The sequence below is a fragment of the Acidithiobacillus sp. HP-2 genome (assembly GCF_015100155.1).
Taxonomy (GTDB): Bacteria; Pseudomonadota; Gammaproteobacteria; order Acidithiobacillales; family Acidithiobacillaceae; genus Acidithiobacillus.
On record NZ_JACKZA010000024.1, the window covers coordinates 1 to 23,571 of the forward strand.

Consider the following 23,571-nt stretch of genomic DNA (forward strand, 5'->3'; position numbering starts at 1 on the left):
ACCAAACCCTCCAAGGCCACCAGCAAGTCCGGATCGCGATCCACCAGCCTTTTTCTCCCGCCACCCGATCGACGAACTCTGCCTTGCGGGAGCCTGTTCTCCGGATCCTTGAGCTCTTTGAGACCCGCCATGATGGACCCCCGCGCGACTCCGGTAGCCTCACTCACCCGCTTGACACCGCCATGACCCAGCACCTTCGCTTCTACTGCCGCATATAGCCGTCTCTGCCGCTCATCCAGTATCCCTTCGAGCGCTTGGTGTCGAGCGGCTATCAGTGCGTCTGCTTCCATGCCGCAAGACTATACCCGCTATATAGTGAGTACAAGTTATTTATTTATGAATACTTACATTGATGATAGCCGCCGCATTGGCCATCGTCCAAAACAAAATCAGGTGAGGAATATTCCCGGTGGCTTTCGTAAATAACCAACCACCGGCCCCGGTTAGGCTGGCAGTAAATAGGGCGGGGATTCCTGCAAAAAGCAATAAATAGGCGATGCTGTTGCGGACTGTTTGTAATCCTGCCCAACCGGGACAGAATCGACGTAAAAGCAGGCTGCCCAGCCAGGCACCCATGATTTCGCTGCAGGCAAACCAGATGTTGATTCCCCAGCGGAGGTGGATAAAAAAGTGCCCGCCCAGTAATGACGCAATGAGTAGTCCCGGTATGACTCTTGGTCCCCAAACCAGGAGTCCGTAGGCGGCAATTCCAGCCGCTGGCCAGATGGGCCAAAAACGACCCGCCAGGGAATGGCTGAAAATCAGCGCCGCAAAAACAGTCAGCAGCAAGTGCCCGCCAAAAAGCCCAACATTCAGTAAAAAAATCTGCCGCAGGGACGAGGGCCGGGAGAGTGCGGGTAACTGAATTTCAGCAAATGATTTCACGGCGTGGCCGCGATGTATGCTGCCATCTCGTTGAGGATGCCTGCCGTTAAATGATCATAAATTTCCATGCTGTATTCGCTGGATAAATGATTGCCAACTATATCTGCAATGACCAGCTGTAATTGCGCACGTTGTTCACGTAAGGAAGGTATGGTGTCCATGAGCGGATAAAGAGGGCAGGATAAATTATCACAGGACAACTGGACATTAATGCTTTGCGGCATACTTTGCAGTACGGCCCGCAAGCCCTTGGCGAGTACCAGAAAACGGGCAAAGCTGACCAATAAACTGGAGTTGGACGACTGCATTGAAATTTGCTTCCCCAGGAAGCGCTGACTGATTTCTCCAGCTGAGACGGGGCGACTGATGGCATAACCCTGTACCTGACGAATTCCCAGAGCGGTTACGGCAGAAAACACTTCCGCGTTTTCAATGCCCTCGACAATGAGTTCTACTCCCAGCCCATTGGCCATTTCCAGCATGCTCGCCAGAAAATGCAGATCTCTTGGGCGTTTTTCCAGGTGACGGCTGAACGCCTGGTCCAGTTTGACGGCGTCAAATGGGTAATCCTTGAGGCGCAGCAGACTGGCGTAAGCCGTGCCCAGATCGTCGAGAGCGATGCGTACTCCCAACTCCTTGAGGCGGCCCAGTTGTGCTTTGGCTGAGGCGTAATCCAGAAATTCGTCACCTTCCAGCACCTCAATAATCAACTGCCCGGCAGGCATCTGAAAGCGCAGCAGCGTACTTTCAATAAACTGAATGACCTCTTCAAGCAGCAGATCCTGCGGCTCGAAATTTACCGCAATGGAAATGCTTTGGCCGGCATTTTGCCACAATCGCCATTGCCGGGCGGCTTGTTCCAAAATCGTACAACTGAGTTTGCGGCGATCTTCTGCTGCCAACCAGGGTAAAAACTCGCTCGTTTCCAGCAATGTGCCGTTTTCCTCCAGGCGAGCGAGGGCTTCCAGTTCATGGGTGCGACTACTCGGAGTATGGATAATGGGCTGATAGAGCGTAACCACATGTTCGGCCAGCAGCCCCCGAAAATATTGTTGACGGGCTACGAGCTGCGGGGTACCGGGGTCATAAATGGAGGAGGGATCATAGAGCGTATAAAACTGCGCTGTTTTATGTCGTTTGGCCTGATGCAGGGCCAGATTGGCATGATGAATAATATCCCGAGGCTTGTCATCGTCCAGGGGATAGACGGTTACGCCAATGCTGGCTTGAACCCGCAGTTCTGACTGATTGACCGTAAAGGCACGATCCAAGTTCATCCGTATGCGTTCCATGACCACTTCGAGATCAGCCCAGCGTTCCAGGTCTTCAATCAACAATACAAATTCATCACCACCCATCCGGAAGAGCGTGTCATGACTTCGCAAATCTTTTTGAATACGTTGGCTGAATTCAACCAGAATCTGGTCGCCCGCCAGCCGCCCCAGCTTTTCGTTGATTTCCTTGAAATTGTCGAGGTCAAGCATTGCCACTGCCAGCAGTCGCTGATGCTGATCAGCCATACGTAACGCCTGTTCCAGACGATCATCCAGCTCCATGCGATTATACAGACCGGTCAGAGGATCACGGCGCGCATGTTGTTGCAGGCTTATGATCATTTCACCCATATAGGCAAAGGCAGAAAAAAATTCGGTGCCGACTTGTTCAAAGTAACCCGACTCACTGCTGCCCACAACACCCAGCGCTTTTTGTCCCTCAATACTGAAGGGGACCAGGATGATTTCAGAGAGTTGCTTGCGCAGGGGCAGGAGCCATTCCGGGCAATCAGGATTGTCCAGGGAATAAGTCATTGCTGTATTGCTGCTCAGAACCTGATAGCAGGGATCCTGAGGGTTCTCAAGAATGTCAGGATGATTCTGAATACCCAGTTCATGGTAGGGTCTAAGTGGCTTTCCAGGCGCCTGGAAGGCATACCATGCCCATTTCAGGGATCTGTTGTTGTCAAGGATGCCCTGACAAAGCGCATTCAGAAATCCGTATGCACCTGCGTCAGCGGGAACCGCACTTAAGGCTTGGAGCATTGCGGAAAAAAGGGCGCTGTGGTCACGCTCAATGGCCGTAACATTTTTTATCTGGTTGGGCACTAGAGTGTCCGTTATAAATTAATAAGTATGATGTTATATAGGACAATGAGGGAAGATGACAAGGTCTTGTGTTAAATTGGTTATTTCTTGATTTCTGAGGTGCTGAACATCAGCGAAACCAGAGTTTGTCCCAACTTTGCTGGGCAGCTAGCCCGAGTTTTTGCGGCAGGCTTTTGGGCCGCTGGTAACTCAGAAGCAGTAACTTACCTTTTTTTGCAGCCTCAACGATAATCTCGTCGCTGGTAGCCAGCTGATCAACCAGCCCCAGTTGCAGGGCCTTGTTACCCAGCCACGCCTCGCCGGTGGCCACTTTTTCCAGATCAAGCTGGGGGCGAAACTGCTCCACGAAGTCGCGGAACTGGGCATGGGTCTCTTCCAGTTCTTCACGCAGTTTGGCGCGACCACTATCGGTATTTTCCCCGAAAAGCGTGACGGTCCGCTTGTATTTACCAGCGGTAAACTGCTCGAAATCGATATTGCGTTCCTGTAACCAGCGATGAAAGTTGGGAATTTGTGCGACAACTCCAATAGAACCGAGCAGCGCGAATGGGCTGGCCACAATCCGGTCAGCGGTCACGGCCATCATGTATCCACCGCTGGCCGCAACAGCATCTACCAATACGGTGCTATGAATTTTGGCGGCACGCAGGCGCAAAAGCTGGGCGGCCGCCAAACCATAGGTATTGACCATGCCGCCGCCGCTTTCGAGGCGGATGAGCACACAATCATCAGGCTGGGCAACCTGAATGATCGCGGTAATTTCCTCGCGCAAAGCGCTCACCGCCGAAGCGCGAATGTCGCCCTTGAAGTCCAGCAGATAAGTACATATTTCGTCCTTTCTGGCTTTATGCATTTTCTTGAGGTTTTTTTGATGCGCTTTGCGGAGTTTTTTGTCGAAACGCAGCGCTTCGATACGGTCAGCCGCTTGTTCAATTTGCTGGCGTAAATCCGTAACCTGGACCTGACCTGCAGGTGCGGGTTTGCGCTTGCTGAGGGCGATGGCAGCAATGCCTCCGGCGACAATCAGGATGGCGACTACTATGGTGGCTGTTTCGGCGAGAAAGGTGAGGTAGTGACTGAAGAAGTTTTCCATGCAGCGACTATATACCAGATGCATCCAGGTCCAAAGTGCTTCACGCAGGTTGGCTGTGGCTTCTGGTTGAAGCTCACGGCTTGGGGGCGTTATCATCTGCAATCTTCCTGAAAATGGATTCCGTAGATGATTCATGTGAAGTTTTTTGCCAGTGTGCGTGAGCGTGTCGGGTCGGCCGAAATGCAGCTGGCCTGTCCGCCTGGTGGTTTTACGGTAGAAGAAGTGCTGACCATGGTCGAGGGGCAGGCCGGGACGGAATTGCATGACGCCCATCTGCTGGCTTCTCTGAATCAGCAGCATGTTCCCTTTACGGCGTCGGTTAAAGATGAAGATGAGGTGGCTTTTTTCCCTCCGGTAACCGGAGGTTGATGGATGATCGTTAGCGTTCAGAAAGAAGATTTTGATGCGTCAACCGCCTGTGCCGAAATGGCTAGGGTAAGCGGAGCCGGGGCATTGGTGACTTTTGTGGGTACGGTGCGGGATTACAGCGACGCCAGCGACATTTTATCCATGGAAATTGAGCATTATCCGGGTATGACGGAAAAGGAGCTGGAACGCGTCAGTATGCAGGCCGCAAAAGCTTACGATATTTTCGACAGCCTCATTATTCATCGTTACGGTTTGTTGCAGCCTCAGGATAATATTGTTCTGGTGGCGGTCTGGTCCCGGCACCGGGCTGCGGCTTTTGATGCCTGTCGTTTTTTAATAGATGTTCTCAAGACCTCTGCGCCTTTCTGGAAAAAAGAAATCACCCCGCAAGGATCCCGCTGGGTCACAGATTGCCCGGGTTGTCGGGCCGGGAGTCGGGAGGGGCACAGTCATTCAGTACCTTCAGCCCATCCGGATCAACGGCTTCACTCCAGTTAAAACCTGCCCAACGGCAGAAAAGTTGAGGAAACAGTTTATGCCAAGTTTTGATGTGGTTTCGGAAGTGGATATGCAGGAGGTAGATAATGCCCTGCATACTACGCAAAAAGAAATTTCCACCCGCTACGATTTCAAGGGCAGTAAGGCATCTATTGACCGAAAAGACAAAGAAATCATTTTGCTGGCCGAAGATGAATACAAACTGGGCCAGATGATTGATTTATTTTCAGCCCGGCTGGTAAAGCGCGGCGTGGATCTGAAGGCTCTGGATGTCGGGAAAACAGCCGCTGCAGCGGGAGGCATGGAACGTCAGGTGCTTACCTTGAAAGTCGGGCTGGAAACTGAAGTGTCCAAGCGCATGATCAAACATCTCAAGGATGGTAAATTCAAGGCTCAGGGCAGTATTCAGGGCGACCAGCTGCGGGTGTCGGGTAAAAGCCGCGACGAACTGCAGGCCGCCATTGCTGCCTTGCGTTCTGAAGATTTTGGCTTACCCCTGCAATTCAATAATTTCCGCGATTAATCGAAAGGTTCTGAGGCGAGGCAATGACAAAACAGACGGCGCTGTATGAGTGGCATCTGGCGCAAGGGGCGCGCATGGTGGATTTTGCAGGATGGCAAATGCCCCTGCAATATGCCTCGCAGCTCGCCGAACATAAGGCAGTACGTGAAGCGGTGGGTTTTTTTGATGTTTCCCACATGCGCCCTTTGGATATTGAAGGCAAGGATGCCCGCAGCCTGCTCCGTCATGCCCTGGCCAATGACGTGGCCAAGCTGGATGCCCACCCGGGTAAAGCCCTGTACAGCACCATGTTGCAGATGGATGGCGGCATTATTGATGATCTGATTGTGTATTATCGGGGAGGCGATACTTATCGGATAGTCCTGAATGCTTCGGGTGCAGAGGCAGATACCGCCCATTTTCAAAAGCTCATCGACCAGCATGCCTGGCAAGTGACGCTAAGCAAACGCTCTGATCTGGGTATTGTTGCTGTTCAAGGACCGAAGGCACGGGTGCGGGTGGCCGATTTGCTGCAAATACCCGCCCTGGAGTCACTGAAGCCTTTTACTGCGCTGGAACAGGATGGATTTTTTATTGGCCGGACCGGCTATACCGGCGAAGATGGCGTAGAAATCATAGCGGCAAATACCCTTTTGCCGGAATTGGCCGGGCGTTTGCTGACAGCAGGGATTGCCCCAGCAGGACTGGCTGCCCGGGACAGCCTGCGCCTGGAAGCTGGCCTGGACTTATACGGTCAGGATATGGATACCTCGGTTTCTCCCTATGCCAGCAATCTGGGCTGGACCGTGGATTTGCGCGATTCCGATCGCGATTTTATGGGCCGAAACGCACTCGAAGCGGAACTGGCCCGGGGCGAAGGGCCACGTCTGATTGGTATCGCCCTGCCTGCCGGTATTCCCCGGCACGGCTATGTGCTGGAAGATGCTGCAGGGACGCCTTGCGGTGTGGTCACCAGCGGTATTTTTTCTCCGAGTCTGCAATGTGGTATAGCCCTGGCCAGGGTCGATATTCCGGTAGCGGCAGGAAGCATTTTGCAATTAGTCATTCGCGGTGCCCGCAAACCGGCCATGGTGGTCAAGCCGCCGTTCTGGCGTCAGGGCGCCGCTACTTTTTCCTTTACCGAGGAGTGTTGAAGGCATGAGCAAAATTCCGCAATCATTACGTTATAGTGACACCCACGAATGGGCCGAGGATCTGGGTAATGGACGTTACCGGATTGGAATTACCGATCATGCCCAGGCGCTGCTGGGTGATCTGGTGTATGCCGAAGTTCCCGAAGTCGGAAAAGACCTGCAAGCCGGGACGGTTTGTGGTGTTCTGGAGTCGGTAAAGGCGGCGGCGGATTTGTATGCGCCCATTACGGGTAAGGTTCTGGAGCGTAATGAAGCACTGAGTGACAGTCCGCAACTGCTCAACGAAGATCCCTATGGAACAGGCTGGATAATGGTCGTGGCTGCTGAATCCGCTGCGTTTGCAGAACTGATGGATGCAACGGCTTACGCCAAAATTGCGGAGGCATAGGCCGAATGCCCTATATTCCCCATGATGCGGAGGAAACGGCAGCGATGTTGGCCGCCGTTGGCGTGAATAGTCTGGATGCGCTTTTCGATGAAATTCCGTCCGGTCTGCAGGTTCATGACATGGTGTTGCCAGAAGGCTTGTCCGAGATGGCCTTAGGTCGGGAGCTCGAAGGCCGGGCCCTGGCGAATGCGCCATTATTGTGCTTTGCTGGCGGAGGTGCCTATGCGCATCATATTCCCACCATTGTCTGGGAAATTGCCGCCCGGGGTGAATTTTACTCTGCTTATACCCCTTATCAGCCTGAAGCCAGTCAGGGCACATTGCAGGTACTTTATGAGTACCAAAGTTTCATCACCCGCCTGACGGGTCTGGAAGTCAGTAATGCCTCCTTGTACGACGGCGCCTCCGGTTTGGCAGAAGCCTGTCTGATGGCTCTGCGTATTCAAGGAAGCGAAAAAAGCATCCTGGTGCCGGAGAATCTTCTGCTCAGCTGGCGCAGTGTGCTGGATACGGTGCTAGGCATGCAGAATATCCGTCTGCAAGCAGTGCCTTATGATCCCATTAGCGGCACCTTGCAGATTCCCGGCGATGCGAGCGATGCGGCGGCCTTGATTGTTCCCCAGATTAACGCCTTTGGCTTGCTGGAATCGGTGGATATGCTGACGGACTGGGCACATGCCCAGGGATTGTTAACCATTGCGGTAGTCAATCCGCTGGCCCTGGCCATGTTGAAGGCTCCAGGCGACTGGGGCGGGAAGGGCGCTGATATGGCTGTGGGTGAGGGCCAACCCATGGGGATTCCGCTGACCGGAGGGGGGCCCTACTTTGGCTTTCTTGCCTGCCGCAAAGCCCATGTCCGGCAATTGCCGGGTCGTCTGGTCGCCAAAACCGTCGATGCTAAGGGTCGTACAGGATATTGTCTGACGCTGCAGGCTCGTGAACAGCATATCCGGCGGGGTAAGGCTACCAGTAATATCTGCACCAATCAGGGCTTGATGGTCACTGCGGCCACTATTCATATGGCGACACTTGGAAGCCATGGTCTTCAGGAAACCGCCAGCCTCTGCCATACCCGCGCCCGGCAATTACGCGAGTTATTGGCCGCGCTGCCCGGGGTGAGCTTCCCCTATGCGGGTGCTTTTTTCCATGAATGGGTCGTGCGCCTGCCGCTGCCCGCCACGACGGTTCGCGACGCACTGTTGGGCCATGGCCTGCTCGCGGGTATTCCTTTGCGTGAATGGGAAATGGGTGAGCCGGGTGATTTGCTGGTGTGTACGACGGAATTACTGGAAGAAGCCGACCTGTTGACTTATCGGGATGCGCTGAAAAGCCTTCTGGAGGCCCAATGAATCCAGCTGTGACAGAAACCCCGAATGACACAATTTTTGCCCATGATCACCATTTGCCAAGACAGAAATTACCCGCTGATATACCCGAAGATTTACTCCGCAAGACACCGCTAAATTTGCCCAATGCTTCCGAACTGGATGTTTTGCGCCATTATACCCGCTTGTCCCAGAAAAATTTTTCCATTGATACCCAGTTTTACCCACTGGGTTCCTGTACCATGAAATATAATCCGCGTATTGCCCATGCCATGGCTTCATTACCCGGTTTTGCCCGTCTGCATCCTGATACTCCGGCCCCCGCCATGCAGGGGCTGCTGCAGGTTCTCTGGGAACTGCAGGAATGGCTGGCGGCGGCAATGGGCATGGCTGCGGTGAGTCTGACTCCGGCGGCAGGAGCCCAGGGTGAGCTGGCTGGCGTGGCCATGATTCGCGCCTATCATCTGGCGCGGGGAGATACCGGGCGCAACAAGATGCTGATTCCTACGGCGGCCCATGGTACCAATCCAGCCAGTGCGCAAATGGCCGGATTTGAGGTTATCGAAATCCCCAACCTGCCCGATGGTGATCTGGATATGGCCGCCTTGGATGCTCACCTGGGTCCGGATGTCGCGGGAATCATGCTCACTAATCCCTCGACTTTGGGGGTTTTTGAAAGACGTATTGCAGAAATTGCCCAGCATGTGCATGCCGCCGGGGGCCTACTTTACTATGATGGTGCCAATCTCAATGCCATTCTTGGCCGAGTTCAGCCCGGTCAGATGGGTTTTGATGTGATGCATCTGAACCTGCACAAAACCTTTGCCACTCCCCATGGTGGGGGTGGACCGGGGGCCGGTGCTGTGGCTGTGCAGGAACGCCTCAAGCCCTTTTTGCCACTGCCCACGGTTTTGAAAGAGCCGCATGGGGCCTTGCGCTGGATGGGTGCCAAAGATCTCCCACAAAGTATTGGTCATTTAAGTGCACATGGTGGAAATATCGGCGTATTGCTGCGTGCCCATGCGTATCTTCGGCGACTGGGCCGTAGCGGTGTAGGGCGGGTATCCGCCTATGCTGCCCTCAATGCCAACTACCTGCTTAAAGAACTGCAGCGCCTGGGTTATCAGGCGGCTTTCCCGGAACGTCGTGCCAGTCATGAATTTATCCTGTCAGTGAGTGACTTGCACAAAGCCACAGGCATTCGCGCGCTGGATGTGGCAAAACGGCTGCTGGACTTTGGTATTCATGCTCCGACTATTTATTTTCCACAATTGGTGCCCGAATGTTTGCTCATAGAGCCGACCGAAACCGAAAGCAAGGCAACGCTGGATCGCTTTGTCGCGGTCATGGCGCAGATTCGCCAGGAAGCGCTGGAGCAGCCGGAATTGCTGCGGGAAGCTCCCCATCATTTGCCAGTTGGTCGACTGGATGAGGCGCTGGCCGCCCGCAAGCTGGATGTATCGGCAGCACAGGAATGACGAGCCTCCGTGTGACCAGCAGGTTGCCGGCAGCTGTCCAGCCAGCATTTACCCTCACTACGAATTTCAGACTGAATTAATTCAGGAAATCACTTTTCCTCGTTCCAGCCGAATGATCTGATCCGCCAGACGGGTGGTGCGGGGTCGATGGGCGACAATCAGAATGGTTTTTTTGCCGTGCAATTCTGCGAGAGTTTCAGCAATGCGTTCTTCGCTTTCGCTGTCGAGATTGCTGGTCGCTTCATCCAGTACCAGCACGGGGCGATCCAGATACAGTGCGCGGGCAATGGCCAGACGCTGACGCTGACCTCCGGAAAAATTCGCGCCATTCCCCTGGATGGGACTGTCCAGTCCGCCACTCAGGGCCAGAAAATCCCAGGCATGCGCCTGCCGGGCAGCAATTTCGGCGCGATGAGGATCGGGAGTGTCTTCACCGTAAGCAATATTGCTGAGGGCGCTGCCACTGAACAAAACCGGTTCTTGCGCTACAAAGCTGAAATAACTCCGATAGTCTCCCGCAGGGATCTGATTTTTATCCATACCGGCAACGGTAATACGGCCACTGCTGGCCGGAAGCAGGCCCAGAATCACCCGTATCAGGCTGGTTTTGCCGCTGCCACTGGGGCCCACAAAGGCGGTGGTGGTGAGCGGTGGAATGCAAATATCCAGTCCCTGAATAATGGATTCCTGGCCCAGTTGCAGGCGCAGATTGTGACATTGCCAGGTCCCCCAGGGACGCGGTTCAGTGGTAATGACAGTCTGTTCCGAAGGTTGATCCAGCCAGGCAAAAAGCCGGTCTGCGGCTGACAACCCTTGCTGCAATTGATTATTGGCGGAAGAGAGTTGCCGCAGGGGTTCATAAATCAGCCCCAGGGCCGTAAAAAAGCTGAAAAAGGCACCGGTGCTCATGTTGCCATTAACGACCTGGCTGCCGCCCAGGTAGATAATGGCGGCAATCCCAAGGGCGGCGATCATTTCCATGACCGGCACCGTGGCTTTCTGAATCCGGGCGATCTGCATCATCAATTCGAAATAGTGCCGGGCCTGGTGTCCAAAACGTCTGGCCTCAAAAGGTTCACCCCCCTGACTTTTAATGACTTCCACACCCCGCAGGCTTTGCGAAAACTGATCCATGATTTCGCCCATCTGTTCCTGCTGGGAGTTGCCTCTCTGGCGAAGTTTCTGGCCAAAGCGAATCAGGGGATAAAAAGCAATGGGCAGGGTTATGAGACTGATGAGCGCCAGCTTCCAGCTCATGTAAAACACCACGAAAAGCAGGGCGACAATCTGGAAGCTGGAAAGAAAAAAGCGCGCCAGCACGGAGAGACCCTGCTGGAGCAGGGTCAGATCCAGACTCATCCGCGACAGGGTGCTGCCATGACTGTGATCGATGAGGACTTCCAGGGGAAGACGCAGGGTGTGGCCGAAGAGGTTTTCCCGCAGACCGCGTAAAACCTCTTCCTCCACCCGGGCCAGATTGATGGCCTGGAGATAATCGGCAATACCCTTGACCGCGTAGATCAGGATGACCCCTAAGGGCAGCCAGACCAGCATGCTGACCTGGTGATCAATGAATATCCGATCCAGCACGGGTTTAATGATGTAAGCCATGGCACCCATGGCCGCACCAGATATCACCATAAAGAACATGGCTACGGCGACACGTCCCCGGTGGGGGCGCACCAGACCGAGAAGACGGTGAAAGCTTTGCGAACGCAGCGCAGCAGAAGCGCTATCCGCGCTCACTCTTCGAGCAGGCCTCGTTTGTCTTTCACTTCCAGCCAGGCATCGGCATCTTCCGGCGCCGGTTTTTTCTGAATAATGGCCGGCCAGACCTTGGCGAGACGTGCATTGATTTCTTCATATTCTTCCTGGCCTTCGGGCAGGTCATCGTCACGGAAAATGGCTCCGGCAGGACATTCAGGCTCACAAAGTGTGCAGTCAATACATTCGTCAGGGTCGATCACCAGAAAATTGGGACCTTCACGAAAACAGTCTACCGGACATACATCCACGCAGTCCGTATATTTACATTTGATACAAGATTCAGTCACCACGTAGGTCATGGGGGCCGGGCTCCTTGGCTTTTCGGTTTAAGGGTGGCCGGGCTGCCCCGGCGAACTGGGGGCCTATTCTAGCCCAAGGCTGCCCGCCTGCCCACTATCCATATATAGACCTTTTTGATGTCCCGGATGGTAAACCCGCACATAATTTGCTACAGTACAAATCTGGACTTTATCCCATCATTGATCCAAGAGGAGAATCCCATGGCAGTATTGGTAGGTAAAAACGCCCCCGACTTTGTAGCCCCAGCAGTTATGCCTGACAACAGCATTAATGAGAAATTCCAGCTATCTCAGCACATCAAGGGTAAATATGCGGTGCTTTTCTTTTACCCTCTGGACTTTACCTTTGTCTGCCCTTCAGAAATTCTGGCTTTCAATCATCGTCTGCATGAATTTAAAAGCCGTAACACCGAAGTGATTGCCTGCAGTGTGGACTCTCATTTTACCCATCTGGCCTGGAAAAATACGCCCGAAGAAAAGGGTGGCATTGGCCAGATCCAGTTGCCCATGGTGGCCGATTTATCCAAGAGCATTGCCCGCAATTATGACGTGCTGCTCAATGACGAAGTGGCATTGCGTGGCTCGTTCCTGATTGACCGTCAGGGTGTTGTGCGTCATGAAGTGGTCAATGATTTGCCACTGGGACGTAATATTGATGAAATGATCCGTATGGTGGATGCCCTGCAGTTCTCCGAAGAGCACGGCGAAGTGTGTCCGGCCCAGTGGGAAAAAGGCAAGGCGGGCATGACCCCCACCGGTGAAGGTGTGGCAGATTTCCTGGCCAAGCACGGCAAGGATCTCTAAAACTGTATCTGATTTGAAAACGGCGGGTGGTAGCCGGGAGGCTTTTTGCTCCAACGTCCCTTGCCTGTTGTTCTAAGGCTCATCCTGCTGTCAGGAGAGAACTCGCCCTTTGGGCTCAGACAGCTCTCCTGACGGGCGCAGAATTTCGCCAAGAACAACAACGGCGCGGGCCAAAGTCGCGGCAAAGCCTCCCGGCTACCACCCGCCGTTTTCAGGATTTGTTAAAAACCCGGCTGCACGATTGCCCCGGGTTTTTTTTATGATCAATGCAAGCTGTGTCCAGCATTTTGCGCAGCTTCGGCCATGACGGCTTTCACGGCTTCGGGATAATCTCCCCGGGTGACCTGTTGCAGGCCTTCCTGAAAAAAAGTGTTCGCATCAGCAGGTAAGTGATGGATGAGCGCTGCAAAAGCCTTGCGCATTTCTGCCGTATCCTGGGCGCGGGTCGCGGTAATACCCCAGTTCAGCAGTAAAATACGCCAGGGCCGTTGCGGGTCGGCGCTATCCAGGTCTGCGGCATAATCGGCCGATGCGGCGGTTACCACTTCTCCCATGAGCTGGGCCAAAGTTTTGAGTTCTTCTGTTTCATTATGGCTGTTAGCCAGCACCGCCAGGCCATTGACGACCGGTTCCAGGGTATGAATGGCTCCATGCTGCGCACAAATCCAGGCGGCAATGCTGACCGTAATCATTTCCAGCGCAATTTTGGCTTGCTTTTCACCCAGTCGGTCTGCCCAGGTGGACAGATCCATGAGCAGCCCGATACTCAGGTCGGCAATGCGCTCCGGTTCGTCCTCGGGCAGGCTGGGGTCCCATCCCGATACGTCATTACTTAACAACGTGAATAGTTGTTTCAGGGCATCGACAATCATGGGGGGGGTGATTTGTTCTCCTGTAGCTATTCCGCTGCTGGCAAAGGCCGCCAGAACCGGTTGGGTGTATTGCTCAAAGCGTTTTTGCGCTGCGGAGATGTCGAGAATAAGAGCCAAGGTTTCCTCCTGATATGCCCAAAGAAGTTCTGCGTGTTATGCTAGCACGGATCAGTCTGGATGCTGCAGCAGAAGGTGTCCGCCAACTTCGGGAATGGTTTTTATGCAACAGAGCAAAATGTTTTCACCCATTGATTTGCACATGCATTCGCTGGCATCGGATGGCACCATGACACCCCATGATCTGGTTCAGCGGGTTCATGATTCCGGCGTTCAGGTTATGGCTTTGACGGATCATGACAACACCGCCGGATTGGTGGAAGCCGGCCTCAAGGCGGCCGAACTGGGCATTCAACTGATTCCCGGAGTAGAGGTTTCCAGTGAGTGGGAAACCCAGGGAATTCATATTGTAGGCCTTTTTGTGGATCCCGAAAATAGGGTTTTGCAGGAAGGGCTGGCCCGGATCATGGCCTTTCGTGATTGGCGCGCGGCTGAAATCAGTCGCTTGCTAGACCAAGTCGGAATTCCCGGCGCGGAAGAGGGCGCTCGGGCCATGGCGGGTAGTCGCATGGTAGGTCGGAGTCATTTTTGTCGCTGGCTGGTTCGTCAGGGGCATTGTGCGGATGCCAGTGAAGCTTTTGGCAAATATCTGGGGCGTGGATGCAAGGCTTATGTCCCGAGCGACTGGATTCCCATGACTGAAGCCGTGCGGTGGATCAACAGTGCGGGCGGTTCTGCCATTGTTGCTCATCCCGGTCGTTACAAGCTCAGTGCTACCCGCTTGCGCAATTTGTTGACGGCTTTCCGTGAGGCCGGTGGTGCGGGTCTCGAAGTGTGTTCCGGCAGTCAGGCTGCTGGTGATCGCGAGCATTTGGGACGTCTTGCCAAAGAGCTTAACATGCTGGGTTCCCTGGGATCTGATTTTCATGGGCCGGATGTCGGTCATGCGGCCATTGGTCAATTGCTCCCTCTGCCCGACGGGGTAGAGCCGGTCTGGGCCAGAGCGGGCATTCACTTCCACTGATTCACTATTCGCAGTAGCTGCCCCGAGGAAGCCGGTGCCTAAAGAACAGGAAAATTCTCGCTACGCGCTTTGGGGCCTGGGCTTGCTGCTGCTGATTTATGCCGGAGCTGCCTATACCCTGAGTCCATTCGCTGGACCTTTGTTGATGGGGGCGGTATTGACCACGGTGGGCTGGCCCTGGCAACTGCGTTTGGAGCGGGCTTTTCATTTGCCACGCTGGTTGGGATCATTGGTGCATGCCATCGCCTGGGTGGCCATCATCATTATTCCTTCGGTCATTATTGTGGATACCATTTTGCCCAAGGTGGCCTTGCTGATTGCCCGCTGGCAGTCCGGAGATTCACTGGTGATGGTTCCCCCTGAAGTGATGCAAATTCCCTATATCGGGCATTGGCTGCGCTATCATCTGAGTTCACTGAATGGGGCCTATTTGTCTTCGTTTATCAGTGCCCATGCCAGCATTATTACGGATTCTCTCAATCAGCTCTGGATATTTACCCTGCACACCTTTTTCGCCGCCCTGACGGTATTCGCGTTGGCCTTGCATGGTGAGCGTATTACCGAAGCCTTGCGACTGGGAACCACCCAGCTTTGGGGACGGGATCGGGGAGACCGTTTTTTGGCGGCCTGCCGGGATGCGGCACGTTCCGTATTGATCGGCCTGATTGGGGTCGGAGTCATTGAAGGCATGTTTATCGGTATTGCCTATGCTCTGGCGGGATTGGCACTTTGGCCCCTTTGGCTGGTGGCTACTGCGCTCATTTCACCTTTACCGTTTGGGGCTACCGCTGTAGTGGGTGCTGCCACCATCTGGCTGGCTTTTACGGGTCATTGGATAGCCGGACTAGCCGTGCTGGGTTGGGGGTTTTTCGTGATCACGGTGGCTGACCTGATTGTTCGACCGTTACTGACCGGGTCTCAGACGCAGGCGCCTTTTTTTCTGGTATTTTTCAGTATCCTCGGTGGAGCCGAAGCCTTTGGCTTGATCGGGTTGATTATCGGCCCTATTCTGGTACTGCTGGCGCGCGGTGTGTGGCGAGCCTGGGAGCGCCGCATAAGACTCCAGGAATGAATTTTCGCTTGTGTCGGCAATACATGCGGCAGGAACATATACTCATTTTGACCATCTAATGATCAGGTTTTCTCGTGAAGCAGGAGCGTATCATGGACTACACAATGCTGGATCAACAGTACAATCAATTGCAGCAACAAACCCAGAATAATCTGCAGGCTCTGCAGCAGGTTGCCGGGCGGGTGAACAGCCTGGCTCCGGATAACATCACCGCCCGGGAAATCAACATGGAACTGCGGAGCCTGGCCATGAGTCTTCAGCAACAACAGCAGAATGTCGGCATGATGATGCAGCAGATGGCTCAGCGTATTCAGCAGATGGAAATGCAGATGCAGGGCATGAACCAGCAGGGTATGAACCCCAATATGCAGCAACGACCATGGAATGCGCCCATGCAGGGACAGCCGGGCATGGGTAGCGGCTTTTTGGGAAATGTCATGACCGGATTGGGGCTGGGTGCCGGATTCGCGGTGGCAGACAATATTGTCGATGACATTTTCGACAGTTTCTGAGTAGCGCGTGCCAGTTTGCGGACGTGACGACTGGTTGGCATTTGAAGCCGAGGTGCTCAGCTGGGCCAGGGCTTCAGGCTGGCGTCTGGAGCGGACGGGTCCTCTGCGCCGCAACGTCTGGCCCGTACCCAGGTTGGAGTTTCTCAGGGAAGGCGTTTTGCCGCCCGAAAGCTGGGATCAGATTCTGGGTTCATGTGCGCTTTTCGTCTCTTATGAACCCGGACGTCGGGAGGCCATCAGTAGCGAAAGCATTCCGGTCAAGTTTTATCAGGTCGAAAAAACCGCTTGGGGTTTTGCGCAAATTGCCCATTCCGGTCCCGCCGACTGGGTAGCTTGTTGTCGGGATTTACCGGGTTGGGATGTGTTGCCGGCAGAAACCGAGTCGGCCGCTTTTGCGCGTATCGGGCTCGCAACTATCCCTCCCTCTGAACGTCGGCCGGATATTTTGGCGGGAATAAAGACGGAGTGACTTTTGCCTAAGGAACAACTTTATGGGATTCATGCGGTCCATGCTGCTCTGGATGCCGGTGAGTTAGAGGAAATCTGGGTAGCTGCGGAGCGGCACACAGATGAGAGAATCGTACCTCTTCTGGAAAAGGCCCGGGCTCTGAATTTACCCGTTCATGAGTTGCGCCATGCTGCTCTGGCCCGCAAATTCAACACGGATAAGCATCAGGGTATTGCCGGTGTGCTTTTACAGCATCCAGAGCCGGATTTTACAGATATTCTCGCTGATCTGAATGGTCAGGGTTTTCTGCTGGTGCTGGATGGTGTGCTGGATCCCCACAATCTAGGTGCCTGCTTGCGCAGCGCTGAGGCGGCTGGAGTCAGTGCGGTCATTCTCCCCAAGGACAATGCCTGCCCGGTAAATGCTACCGTTCGCAAGGCTGCAGCTGGCTCGGCTTCACGGCTGCCAGTCTGTACGGTGACCAACCTGTCCCGTGCTCTTGCGGCCTTGCAGGAGGCGGGTTTCTGGCTGATCGGCATGGCCGGGGATGCGCAGCAAAGCATTTATGATCTGGATTTGAACATGCCGCTGGTGATGGTCATGGGTGGGGAACAAAAGGGCTTGCGCCGCCTGACGCGTGAACACTGCGATTATCTGGCGCACATACCCATGGCCGGAGCCATTGAAAGTCTCAATGTGTCCGTCGCTACGGGCATTTGTCTTTTTGAAGCCAGCCGTCAGCGACAGAGTCTGAAAACGTCGGCTATTGTTTAAGCCCAACAACGGCAGAGAGCCGGGAGGCTTTGCCGCGACTTTGGCCCGCGCCGTTGTTGTTCTTACCATAACGGGAAATGCAGCCCTGATTTTGGTAGACTGACCCGGTCAGAAAACACTGAGAACCCTAAATAGGTGTAACAATGCTGGTAGACTCCCATTGCCATCTCGATTTTGAAGATTTTGCAGAAGATCGGTCAGCCATTCTCGAACGTGCCCAGGCTGCCGGGGTGCAGGAAATCCTGATTGCCGCCGTTGTGCAAAAACATTGGTCGCGCGTACAGGCTCTGGCGGCTGAAAATACGGGTATATGGGCCGCTGCCGGGGTGCATCCCAATGAGCCGGAAGCTGAAACGCCGAGCATGGAAAACCTGCTTGCCGCTTTGTCGATGGAAAAAGTTGTCGCTGTGGGTGAGACCGGGCTGGACTATTTTCGCAGTGAGGGTGATTTGCGCTGGCAGCAGGAACGCTTTGCCCGGCATATTGCCGCCTCCAAGGCGACGGGGAAACCCGTTATTGTCCATACCCGTGAAGCCGCAGCAGATACCCTGGGATTACTGCGGAGCGAAGATGCCCGCGCTTCCGGGGGGGTCATCCACTGTTTTACGGAAAACTGGGAATTTGCCCGTGCTGTTCTGGATATGGGATTTTATGTTTCCCTTTCCGGGATAGTGACCTTTAAAAAGTCTCTGGACTTACAGGCTGTTGCCCGGAAATTGCCTGCAGATCGTCTGCTGGTAGAGACGGATTCGCCTTATCTGGCACCAACGCCTCTGCGCGGTAAACGCAATGAACCGGCTTATGTTCGTCATGTCGCCCAATTTTTGGCTGAGTTGCGAGCGGAGTCGTTTGCAGATCTAGCACGACAGACAACCGAGAACTTTCATCATCTTTTTACCCGGACGGTGGCCGCATGAAAATCACTTTTCTGGGAACAGGGTCCAGTGCTGGCACCCCGGTTATCGCCTGCGACTGTCCGGTATGTCGAAGTACGGACCCGCGCAACCGGCGTCGTCGTGCCAGTATTCTGGTAGAACACGAGGATACGGTGTTGTTGGTGGATACGGGACCGGATCTGCGCCAGCAAATGCTGGATGGCCAGGTCCAACGACTGACTGCCGTGCTCTATACCCATTTTCATGCGGATCACATCAACGGCATTGACGACCTGCGCGCCTTTAATTTTGCCCAGAAAATCGTCATCCCCTGTTATGCGGATGAACGTACGGCCAGCGAGCTGGAAAGTCGTTTTCGTTACTGTTTTTTGCCACCCGACGCGGCCTGGGCAAAACCTTCTTTATCCATGGAACGCTTCCATACTGAAAAGACTTTCGGCAATCTCAAGGTGACGCCCATTCCTGTCATGCACGGTAAATTGTGCATCCTTGGCTTCCGTTTCGGAGATGTAGCCTATCTGACTGATCTTAAATCGATTCCTGACGAAAGCCTGGCTCTGCTCAGGAATCTGAAATTACTGATTCTGGATTGCCTGCGCTACGAAGCTCATCCGACGCATCTCAATGTCGAGGAAGCCTTGTATTGGACCCGTCGTATTGCCGCTCAGCAAACCATTTTCACCCATATGACCCATGATATTGATTATGCACAGTTCGCTGCGGAACTCCCGGCAGATATCGTACCGGCTTTTGATGGTATGGTGATTGAGCAAGCATCCGCGCTATAAAAAGTGTTTGACAGTGCCGGGGTAAATCCATATATTACGCGTCATCGGGGCCATAGCTCAGCTGGGAGAGCGCTTGAATGGCATTCAAGAGGTCAGCGGTTCGATCCCGCTTGGCTCCACCATATAAACAAAACGGTTAGAGAAATCTAGCCGTTTTGTTTTTCTGTCTAATGTGACGGATTTTTGAAAAACCCCGACTTGTGCAGGTTAAAGTAGTGGCGAGCAAGCAGAAATGGAGCTGGGTCTTGACGGCATCGGCGGTATGGTTCTGACTGAGTGCGCTACCGATTTACTGTGTGATTGCTTTGAAGTCAACCTCAATGATTGCGGATCAGGGTCAATCAGATCAGAAAAACTCAAAATAAAGATTGCTTGGTTGCATACACGCGCTGTGCAGCGAAAAAAACGGTGAAACTTCAGCCCCCCACGTTTTGCTGAAATGGTCAGTTTTTCTCAAGAAAATATACACATCTATTTACGAGAAAAATAGGTTCTTATATGCAGTAATGTTGTCCTCATTGTCGTTGCTCAGATTTTTTTCTAATTTGCGCCAGGAAAACAAGCGATCAGCACCGCTGAGATCGTGAGTTTGATAGGCCTCCAATAATTTTTTTGCAGCATGATGTGCGTCAAAGCCTTCATAGCGATAACCACAATCGCCAAGAAATGCTGAATTATGAATTAGCGGGTATCCTCCATAAAGTAGTTCATAATAAAGATAATTTTGGCCGTTTTCCCAATGATGAGAAACTACCGCATCTGCTTCACTAGACATAAACCAAGGTGTAGGAAAACGCCCTTCAAAGCTGGTTAAACCATGTCTGACAATATTCAGACTTTGTGTAAAAAGTATAAAGTCGGGATGTTTATTAATGATCAAGGCATTACATATACGGGCATATTCAAGGAAAAATGGATTCTTCCGGTAAGCCTTTTCTATGGCGAGAATAGGGGTTAAAGAAGTCTTAACCATGCTCATATTGGGTTCCATCACAGCAATTCGCCAGTGCTTTTTGCCAGGTATATACGCATATTTCTGACTTTCAGGTAGTTGCGAAATGCCACGCTCCAGAAAATAGGGTGTCCATAAATGAGGAACTATGAATACTGGAGCACGGGATGCAAGTTCAAAGTAATCTTTGCAACTTTTTTCATATTCTGGAAGTGTCCAGATAGCATCATACACTTTATCGCTAACGAGGGAAGCCGGAGATTTGTTGTAGATTGCCCTTTCAACGTCTAAAAAATAATCATTTCCAACTCTCATCCAATAATAACGTCCACCCTTGTTACGAAAAGAATGTGCCCATTCATCAGGGAGTAGTGCACTCATTTCAATGACAATATTCAGTTGTTCCATACCATCATTCAGTCCAAGAACGGAGAGGTTGAGTGTATCCATCCATAGGGCATCGGGAAGCCGAACCGATTCCTCGCGGTCAATGAGCAAGCATGCAAATTCAACTTCAGGAATCTTTTTTAGAAGTTGAATTAAAAAAAAACAGTTTTGGAAAATGCCATTTTCCCATATGGATTGCTGATCGTCACGATAATGCAAAGTGACACCAATACGCAATTGCGAATTTTTTTGCATGAACTGGCTCCGATCAATTTAGTCCTAGAAGACTGGAAAATGCGTCTATATTTATCGATGCTGATGGGTGAACGTGATCTAATAATTTCTGATTACGCATGTTGTATTCGCTCCAATATTCTGCATCATCACGATTATTAAAAGCATCGAGTAGTACTGTGACACCCTTTTTAGCCTCAAACTCTGGATAGTAAAACCCAACATCAAAATTTTTAAGAAATAGCGAATTATGGATTAATGGATAGCCACCATATATCGCATCATAGTAAAGATAGTTTTGATCGTTCTCGGTTTGGTGAGATATTATTGCATCTATATGAAAGCAGCTTACCGCTTCGGCAAAGGCAGATCTAGGTTCATAGGTAGCTTTTCCCGCTTTTGTCAAATCAAGATGACTGGCTAACCGATTAAAAGTCAGATGCTCCTTGAGGTGAAACGTATTGAATGCAGCGATGAGTTCTACGGAATCAGGGTTTATGCGGTAAGCACCATCGGCTATCAACATCGGCAAATACGAATTTTTTATTACAGAGATATTCGGCTCAAAGGTCGCTACCCGCCATGATCGGTTCGAAATCGATTGCCGGATGGCAAATCCAAAACTGTCTTCTACTCCGAGGCTATGGATGGAAGCCTCAAGAACAACAGGAGACCATATATGTGGCGCGATAAAAACGGGTTTATCAGTTATGGTCTCAAGCATTGGACGGCATGTTGATTCATGGCAAGGAATAATCCAGGTTTCATCCATTGGGGTGGTATATAAGCCACGCTCAGGCATTTCATAGATTGCGCTTTCTGTCAATCCAGAATAAATGTGCCCAACATCGAAAAATATAATTTTCTTACCCAAGGCCTGGAGCCTAAGAATCCAGGGTTCAGGTAATCGTGCACCCATGATGATAAGCACATCAAGGTCATAAGTAACTTCTTCTGGCTTGACAAGAGGAGTCATCCATTGAACGGGCCAGCCATTAGGTAATGCATCGCCGCTGCCCCCATTAATTAGGAAAACCTCTTGAATTGCCGAGATGGACTTTAAGGCCATCGTTAAATATAAAATATTCTGGTTAATACCTCTAGACCAGACGCTATCATTTTCCTCGGCAAAAATAGATATTCCAATTTTCATAAAAATAGACTTTATCGTAATGGTACGGATTTCAGTTGCTGCAGAAGGCGTTCATAATCCATGGTCATTTCAGGATTGCCAGGCAAGTAACTTTGGATGATATATCGTTGTTTGTCAATATATGCTTGATAGTGGTTTGGATGGTTATGAATAGCGTCCAGAAGCTGTTTTGCACCGCTTTCCAGATTATTATTTTCATAGTAATACCCTAAATCAGCACATAAATGAGCATTATGGACAAGCGGATAGCCTTGCCATGCAGCTTCAAGGTAGATATAGTTAAGAGGGTTTTCCCATTGATGTGAAACAACAATATCCGTATTTTCCGCCAAGAAAACAGGTGTCTTCTGTCTCCCTGTAAAAACGGCCTTTGAATTTTTTACAATATCCAACTGCAACATCAAGGAGGTAAATTCCTTGGAATGATTGGCGAGTTGTTCTGTGTTGGTTACCTGTAAAAGTTCAATCGCTTCTGGATCCTGACGAAATGCGAGTTCTGCGATTAAAATCGGGTAAAGACAAAACTTTACAATGTCGATATTTGGTTCCAGAATGCTTATTCTTGCGGGTTTTCCCGGTGGGGTCCATAAACCTTTATTGGGTAGATTTGAGCTAGCCTCTTCCAAAAAAAACGGATCCCAGACGAAGGGGGCAACGTACCCTTTTATTTTTCTGAACACCTCAAAATATGGTCGACTATTTGATTCGACTTGTGGTATCATCCATATGGCATCGTAACGTGGATTAATAAATAGGTTGTCTCCAAATAATTCGCGCCCAAATATAATGGATTCCATGACGTGAATGTATTCAAATCCACAGCAGTACGAAACTAATCTGCATGTACGATTTTTCAAATACTCAGTTTGTTCTGCGCTAATTTGTCCACCGAGTTCTATGACTACGTCTGCCCTGTCTTTTATGTCTCCAAATCCCCAAATTTCTTCAAAAGAGTAAGTAGGGCTGTGAATACTGGTGGTGTTGAACACCACAACATCTTCGACAAATGAGCAATAACGCAGTGCTTTGGCCAAAAAGAAAGCATTTTGTTTGATTCCATTTGTCCATAAAGATTCCTGTTCATTTAGAATACCTATGGATATGGCGATAAACATTTTTTCTCCAAATTAAGTGCCGTGCAATGCGCGGCACTTACAATAATGACCTAAGCATTATCCATGACAAAATTTACTTGACTAGCTTATGAACTTTGATTGTTGAATTAATTTCAACACGCTGGTTCTTGAAACGACCCTGCGGTGTTGCATTACTGGCTACAGGATCCATGTACGAGTGTCCTCTTACTATCATCCGGCTGCTGGATACGCCGCGCGCTTCCAGATAGTGTGCGACACTCTCTGCACGCCGTACGGAAAGACGCTGATTGTATGCAAAACTACCCGTATGACTGCAGTATCCATTCACCGTGAGCACTGCAGAATGATACTTGTGAGCAAATGCTGCTACCTTATCCAGAACTGTGATATCCCTGTCCAGTAATTTTGCAGAATTTACTTTGAAGTTGACACCTTGAATGGTAATCGGCTTGCTAACCAGAACTCGTTTTTCAACAGGTGCAATGTCTGGACGAACCACTGGAGCAACCACTGGTACGGGTACTGCTGCTGGTTTGTTACATTCATGTAAAGGACAATAAACTTGGTATGGCGCGCAACCTGCAAGTGCCAGTATCGATAGAGCTATGAGTTTTTTCATGAAATTCTCCCTAATACGTTCC

At 51.7% G+C, this 23,571-nt stretch carries 25 protein-coding genes, 1 tRNA gene and 1 pseudogene; 16 read left to right on the forward strand and 11 right to left on the reverse strand.

What is annotated here, in order from left to right; translation table 11 throughout:
- The 4 genes and pseudogenes from H7F11_RS14785 to sohB all read right to left on the reverse strand — a co-directional run.
- Positions 1-290 (reverse strand): annotated as a pseudogene (locus tag H7F11_RS14785) (ISAzo13 family transposase); the annotation flags it as partial.
- A 40-nt stretch (positions 291-330) separates the two neighbouring features.
- Positions 331-885: a hypothetical protein gene (locus H7F11_RS14790; RefSeq protein ID WP_193651611.1), complete on the reverse strand. Its 555-nt coding sequence runs from the start codon at positions 883-885 to the stop codon at positions 331-333.
- Positions 882-2,987, reverse strand: a complete 2,106-nt coding sequence (locus H7F11_RS14795; protein ID WP_193651612.1) for a putative bifunctional diguanylate cyclase/phosphodiesterase — start codon at positions 2,985-2,987, stop codon at positions 882-884. Before H7F11_RS14795 ends, H7F11_RS14790 begins: the two co-directional genes overlap by 4 nt.
- A gap of 109 nt (positions 2,988-3,096) precedes the next feature.
- A complete protein-coding gene (sohB, locus tag H7F11_RS14800; protein ID WP_227485549.1) occupies positions 3,097-4,176 on the reverse strand; it encodes a protease SohB in 1,080 nt (359 codons plus the stop codon).
- Between the two features lie 30 nt (positions 4,177-4,206).
- Between sohB and H7F11_RS14805 the strand changes: the two genes are divergently transcribed.
- Genes H7F11_RS14805 through gcvPB form a run of 7 tightly spaced genes read left to right on the forward strand, consistent with a single transcriptional unit; the run spans position 4,207 to position 9,794 of the window.
- Positions 4,207-4,449: a MoaD/ThiS family protein gene (locus H7F11_RS14805; protein WP_193651613.1), complete on the forward strand. Its 243-nt coding sequence runs from the start codon at positions 4,207-4,209 to the stop codon at positions 4,447-4,449.
- A 3-nt stretch (positions 4,450-4,452) separates the two neighbouring features.
- Positions 4,453-4,947, forward strand: coding sequence for a molybdenum cofactor biosynthesis protein MoaE (locus H7F11_RS14810; protein WP_193651614.1), 495 nt, complete (start codon positions 4,453-4,455; stop codon positions 4,945-4,947).
- A gap of 37 nt (positions 4,948-4,984) precedes the next feature.
- Complete coding sequence (locus tag H7F11_RS14815; RefSeq protein ID WP_010639747.1) at positions 4,985-5,470, forward strand: YajQ family cyclic di-GMP-binding protein; 486 nt, start codon at positions 4,985-4,987, stop codon at positions 5,468-5,470.
- Positions 5,471-5,493: 23 nt separating this feature from the next.
- Entirely contained in the window at positions 5,494-6,603 is a 1,110-nt protein-coding gene (gene gcvT / locus H7F11_RS14820; protein WP_193651615.1) for a glycine cleavage system aminomethyltransferase GcvT, read from the forward strand.
- Between the two features lie 4 nt (positions 6,604-6,607).
- Positions 6,608-6,991 (forward strand): glycine cleavage system protein GcvH, encoded by a 384-nt coding sequence (gcvH, locus tag H7F11_RS14825; protein WP_193651616.1) that lies wholly within the window; start codon positions 6,608-6,610, stop codon positions 6,989-6,991.
- 5 nt (positions 6,992-6,996) lie between these two features.
- Positions 6,997-8,340 carry an aminomethyl-transferring glycine dehydrogenase subunit GcvPA gene (gene gcvPA, locus H7F11_RS14830; RefSeq protein WP_193651617.1) on the forward strand — a complete coding sequence of 448 codons (1,344 nt, stop codon included), beginning with the start codon at positions 6,997-6,999 and terminating at the stop codon, positions 8,338-8,340.
- Positions 8,337-9,794, forward strand: a complete 1,458-nt coding sequence (gcvPB, locus tag H7F11_RS14835; protein ID WP_193651618.1) for an aminomethyl-transferring glycine dehydrogenase subunit GcvPB — start codon at positions 8,337-8,339, stop codon at positions 9,792-9,794. The genes gcvPA and gcvPB overlap by 4 nt, the downstream gene beginning before the upstream one ends.
- Before the next feature lie 81 nt (positions 9,795-9,875).
- Here the strand turns inward: gcvPB and H7F11_RS14840 are convergent, their stop codons facing one another.
- Positions 9,876-11,540, reverse strand: a complete 1,665-nt coding sequence (locus H7F11_RS14840) for an ABC transporter ATP-binding protein (RefSeq protein WP_193651619.1) — start codon at positions 11,538-11,540, stop codon at positions 9,876-9,878.
- Positions 11,537-11,860: a ferredoxin FdxA gene (fdxA, locus tag H7F11_RS14845; RefSeq protein ID WP_010639763.1), complete on the reverse strand. Its 324-nt coding sequence runs from the start codon at positions 11,858-11,860 to the stop codon at positions 11,537-11,539. Before fdxA ends, H7F11_RS14840 begins: the two co-directional genes overlap by 4 nt.
- 201 nt (positions 11,861-12,061) lie before the next feature.
- Between fdxA and H7F11_RS14850 the strand changes: the two genes are divergently transcribed.
- Complete coding sequence (locus H7F11_RS14850; RefSeq protein WP_193651620.1) at positions 12,062-12,664, forward strand: peroxiredoxin; 603 nt, start codon at positions 12,062-12,064, stop codon at positions 12,662-12,664.
- A gap of 263 nt (positions 12,665-12,927) precedes the next feature.
- On the opposite strand, the gene H7F11_RS14855 is transcribed toward H7F11_RS14850, so the two are convergent.
- The gene (locus H7F11_RS14855) at positions 12,928-13,653 is read right to left on the reverse strand and encodes a hypothetical protein (protein ID WP_193651621.1); all 726 of its coding nucleotides are present in this window, start codon (positions 13,651-13,653) and stop codon (positions 12,928-12,930) included.
- Between the two features lie 103 nt (positions 13,654-13,756).
- Between H7F11_RS14855 and H7F11_RS14860 the strand changes: the two genes are divergently transcribed.
- The 8 genes from H7F11_RS14860 (at position 13,757) to H7F11_RS14895 (ending at position 19,229) form a co-directional block, all read left to right on the forward strand.
- Positions 13,757-14,617, forward strand: coding sequence for a PHP domain-containing protein (locus H7F11_RS14860; RefSeq protein WP_227485550.1), 861 nt, complete (start codon positions 13,757-13,759; stop codon positions 14,615-14,617).
- A gap of 34 nt (positions 14,618-14,651) precedes the next feature.
- Entirely contained in the window at positions 14,652-15,689 is a 1,038-nt protein-coding gene (locus H7F11_RS14865) for an AI-2E family transporter (RefSeq protein ID WP_193651623.1), read from the forward strand.
- Positions 15,690-15,781: 92 nt separating this feature from the next.
- On the forward strand, positions 15,782-16,201 hold the full coding sequence (locus tag H7F11_RS14870; RefSeq protein WP_010640203.1) for a hypothetical protein: 420 nt from the start codon (positions 15,782-15,784) through the stop codon (positions 16,199-16,201).
- A gap of 7 nt (positions 16,202-16,208) precedes the next feature.
- Positions 16,209-16,670: a hypothetical protein gene (locus H7F11_RS14875; RefSeq protein ID WP_319803381.1), complete on the forward strand. Its 462-nt coding sequence runs from the start codon at positions 16,209-16,211 to the stop codon at positions 16,668-16,670.
- Positions 16,671-16,673: 3 nt separating this feature from the next.
- A complete protein-coding gene (gene rlmB / locus H7F11_RS14880; protein ID WP_193651624.1) occupies positions 16,674-17,423 on the forward strand; it encodes a 23S rRNA (guanosine(2251)-2'-O)-methyltransferase RlmB in 750 nt (249 codons plus the stop codon).
- Between the two features lie 143 nt (positions 17,424-17,566).
- Positions 17,567-18,340: a TatD family hydrolase gene (locus H7F11_RS14885; RefSeq protein WP_193651625.1), complete on the forward strand. Its 774-nt coding sequence runs from the start codon at positions 17,567-17,569 to the stop codon at positions 18,338-18,340.
- Complete coding sequence (locus H7F11_RS14890; RefSeq protein WP_193651626.1) at positions 18,337-19,107, forward strand: MBL fold metallo-hydrolase; 771 nt, start codon at positions 18,337-18,339, stop codon at positions 19,105-19,107. The genes H7F11_RS14885 and H7F11_RS14890 overlap by 4 nt, the downstream gene beginning before the upstream one ends.
- Before the next feature lie 46 nt (positions 19,108-19,153).
- Positions 19,154-19,229 (forward strand) — tRNA-Ala (locus H7F11_RS14895).
- Between the two features lie 353 nt (positions 19,230-19,582).
- Here H7F11_RS14895 and H7F11_RS14900 read toward each other — a convergent pair.
- The 4 genes from H7F11_RS14900 to H7F11_RS14915 all read right to left on the reverse strand — a co-directional run bounded on the left by H7F11_RS14900 (position 19,583) and on the right by H7F11_RS14915 (position 23,549).
- Positions 19,583-20,701 (reverse strand): DUF2827 domain-containing protein, encoded by a 1,119-nt coding sequence (locus H7F11_RS14900; protein ID WP_193651627.1) that lies wholly within the window; start codon positions 20,699-20,701, stop codon positions 19,583-19,585.
- Positions 20,702-20,714: 13 nt separating this feature from the next.
- Positions 20,715-21,833, reverse strand: a complete 1,119-nt coding sequence (locus tag H7F11_RS14905; RefSeq protein WP_193651628.1) for a DUF2827 family protein — start codon at positions 21,831-21,833, stop codon at positions 20,715-20,717.
- A gap of 11 nt (positions 21,834-21,844) precedes the next feature.
- The gene (locus tag H7F11_RS14910) at positions 21,845-22,948 is read right to left on the reverse strand and encodes a DUF2827 domain-containing protein (protein WP_193651629.1); all 1,104 of its coding nucleotides are present in this window, start codon (positions 22,946-22,948) and stop codon (positions 21,845-21,847) included.
- 73 nt (positions 22,949-23,021) lie between these two features.
- Positions 23,022-23,549 carry an OmpA family protein gene (locus H7F11_RS14915; RefSeq protein ID WP_193651630.1) on the reverse strand — a complete coding sequence of 176 codons (528 nt, stop codon included), beginning with the start codon at positions 23,547-23,549 and terminating at the stop codon, positions 23,022-23,024.
- Positions 23,550-23,571: the final 22 nt, after the last annotated feature.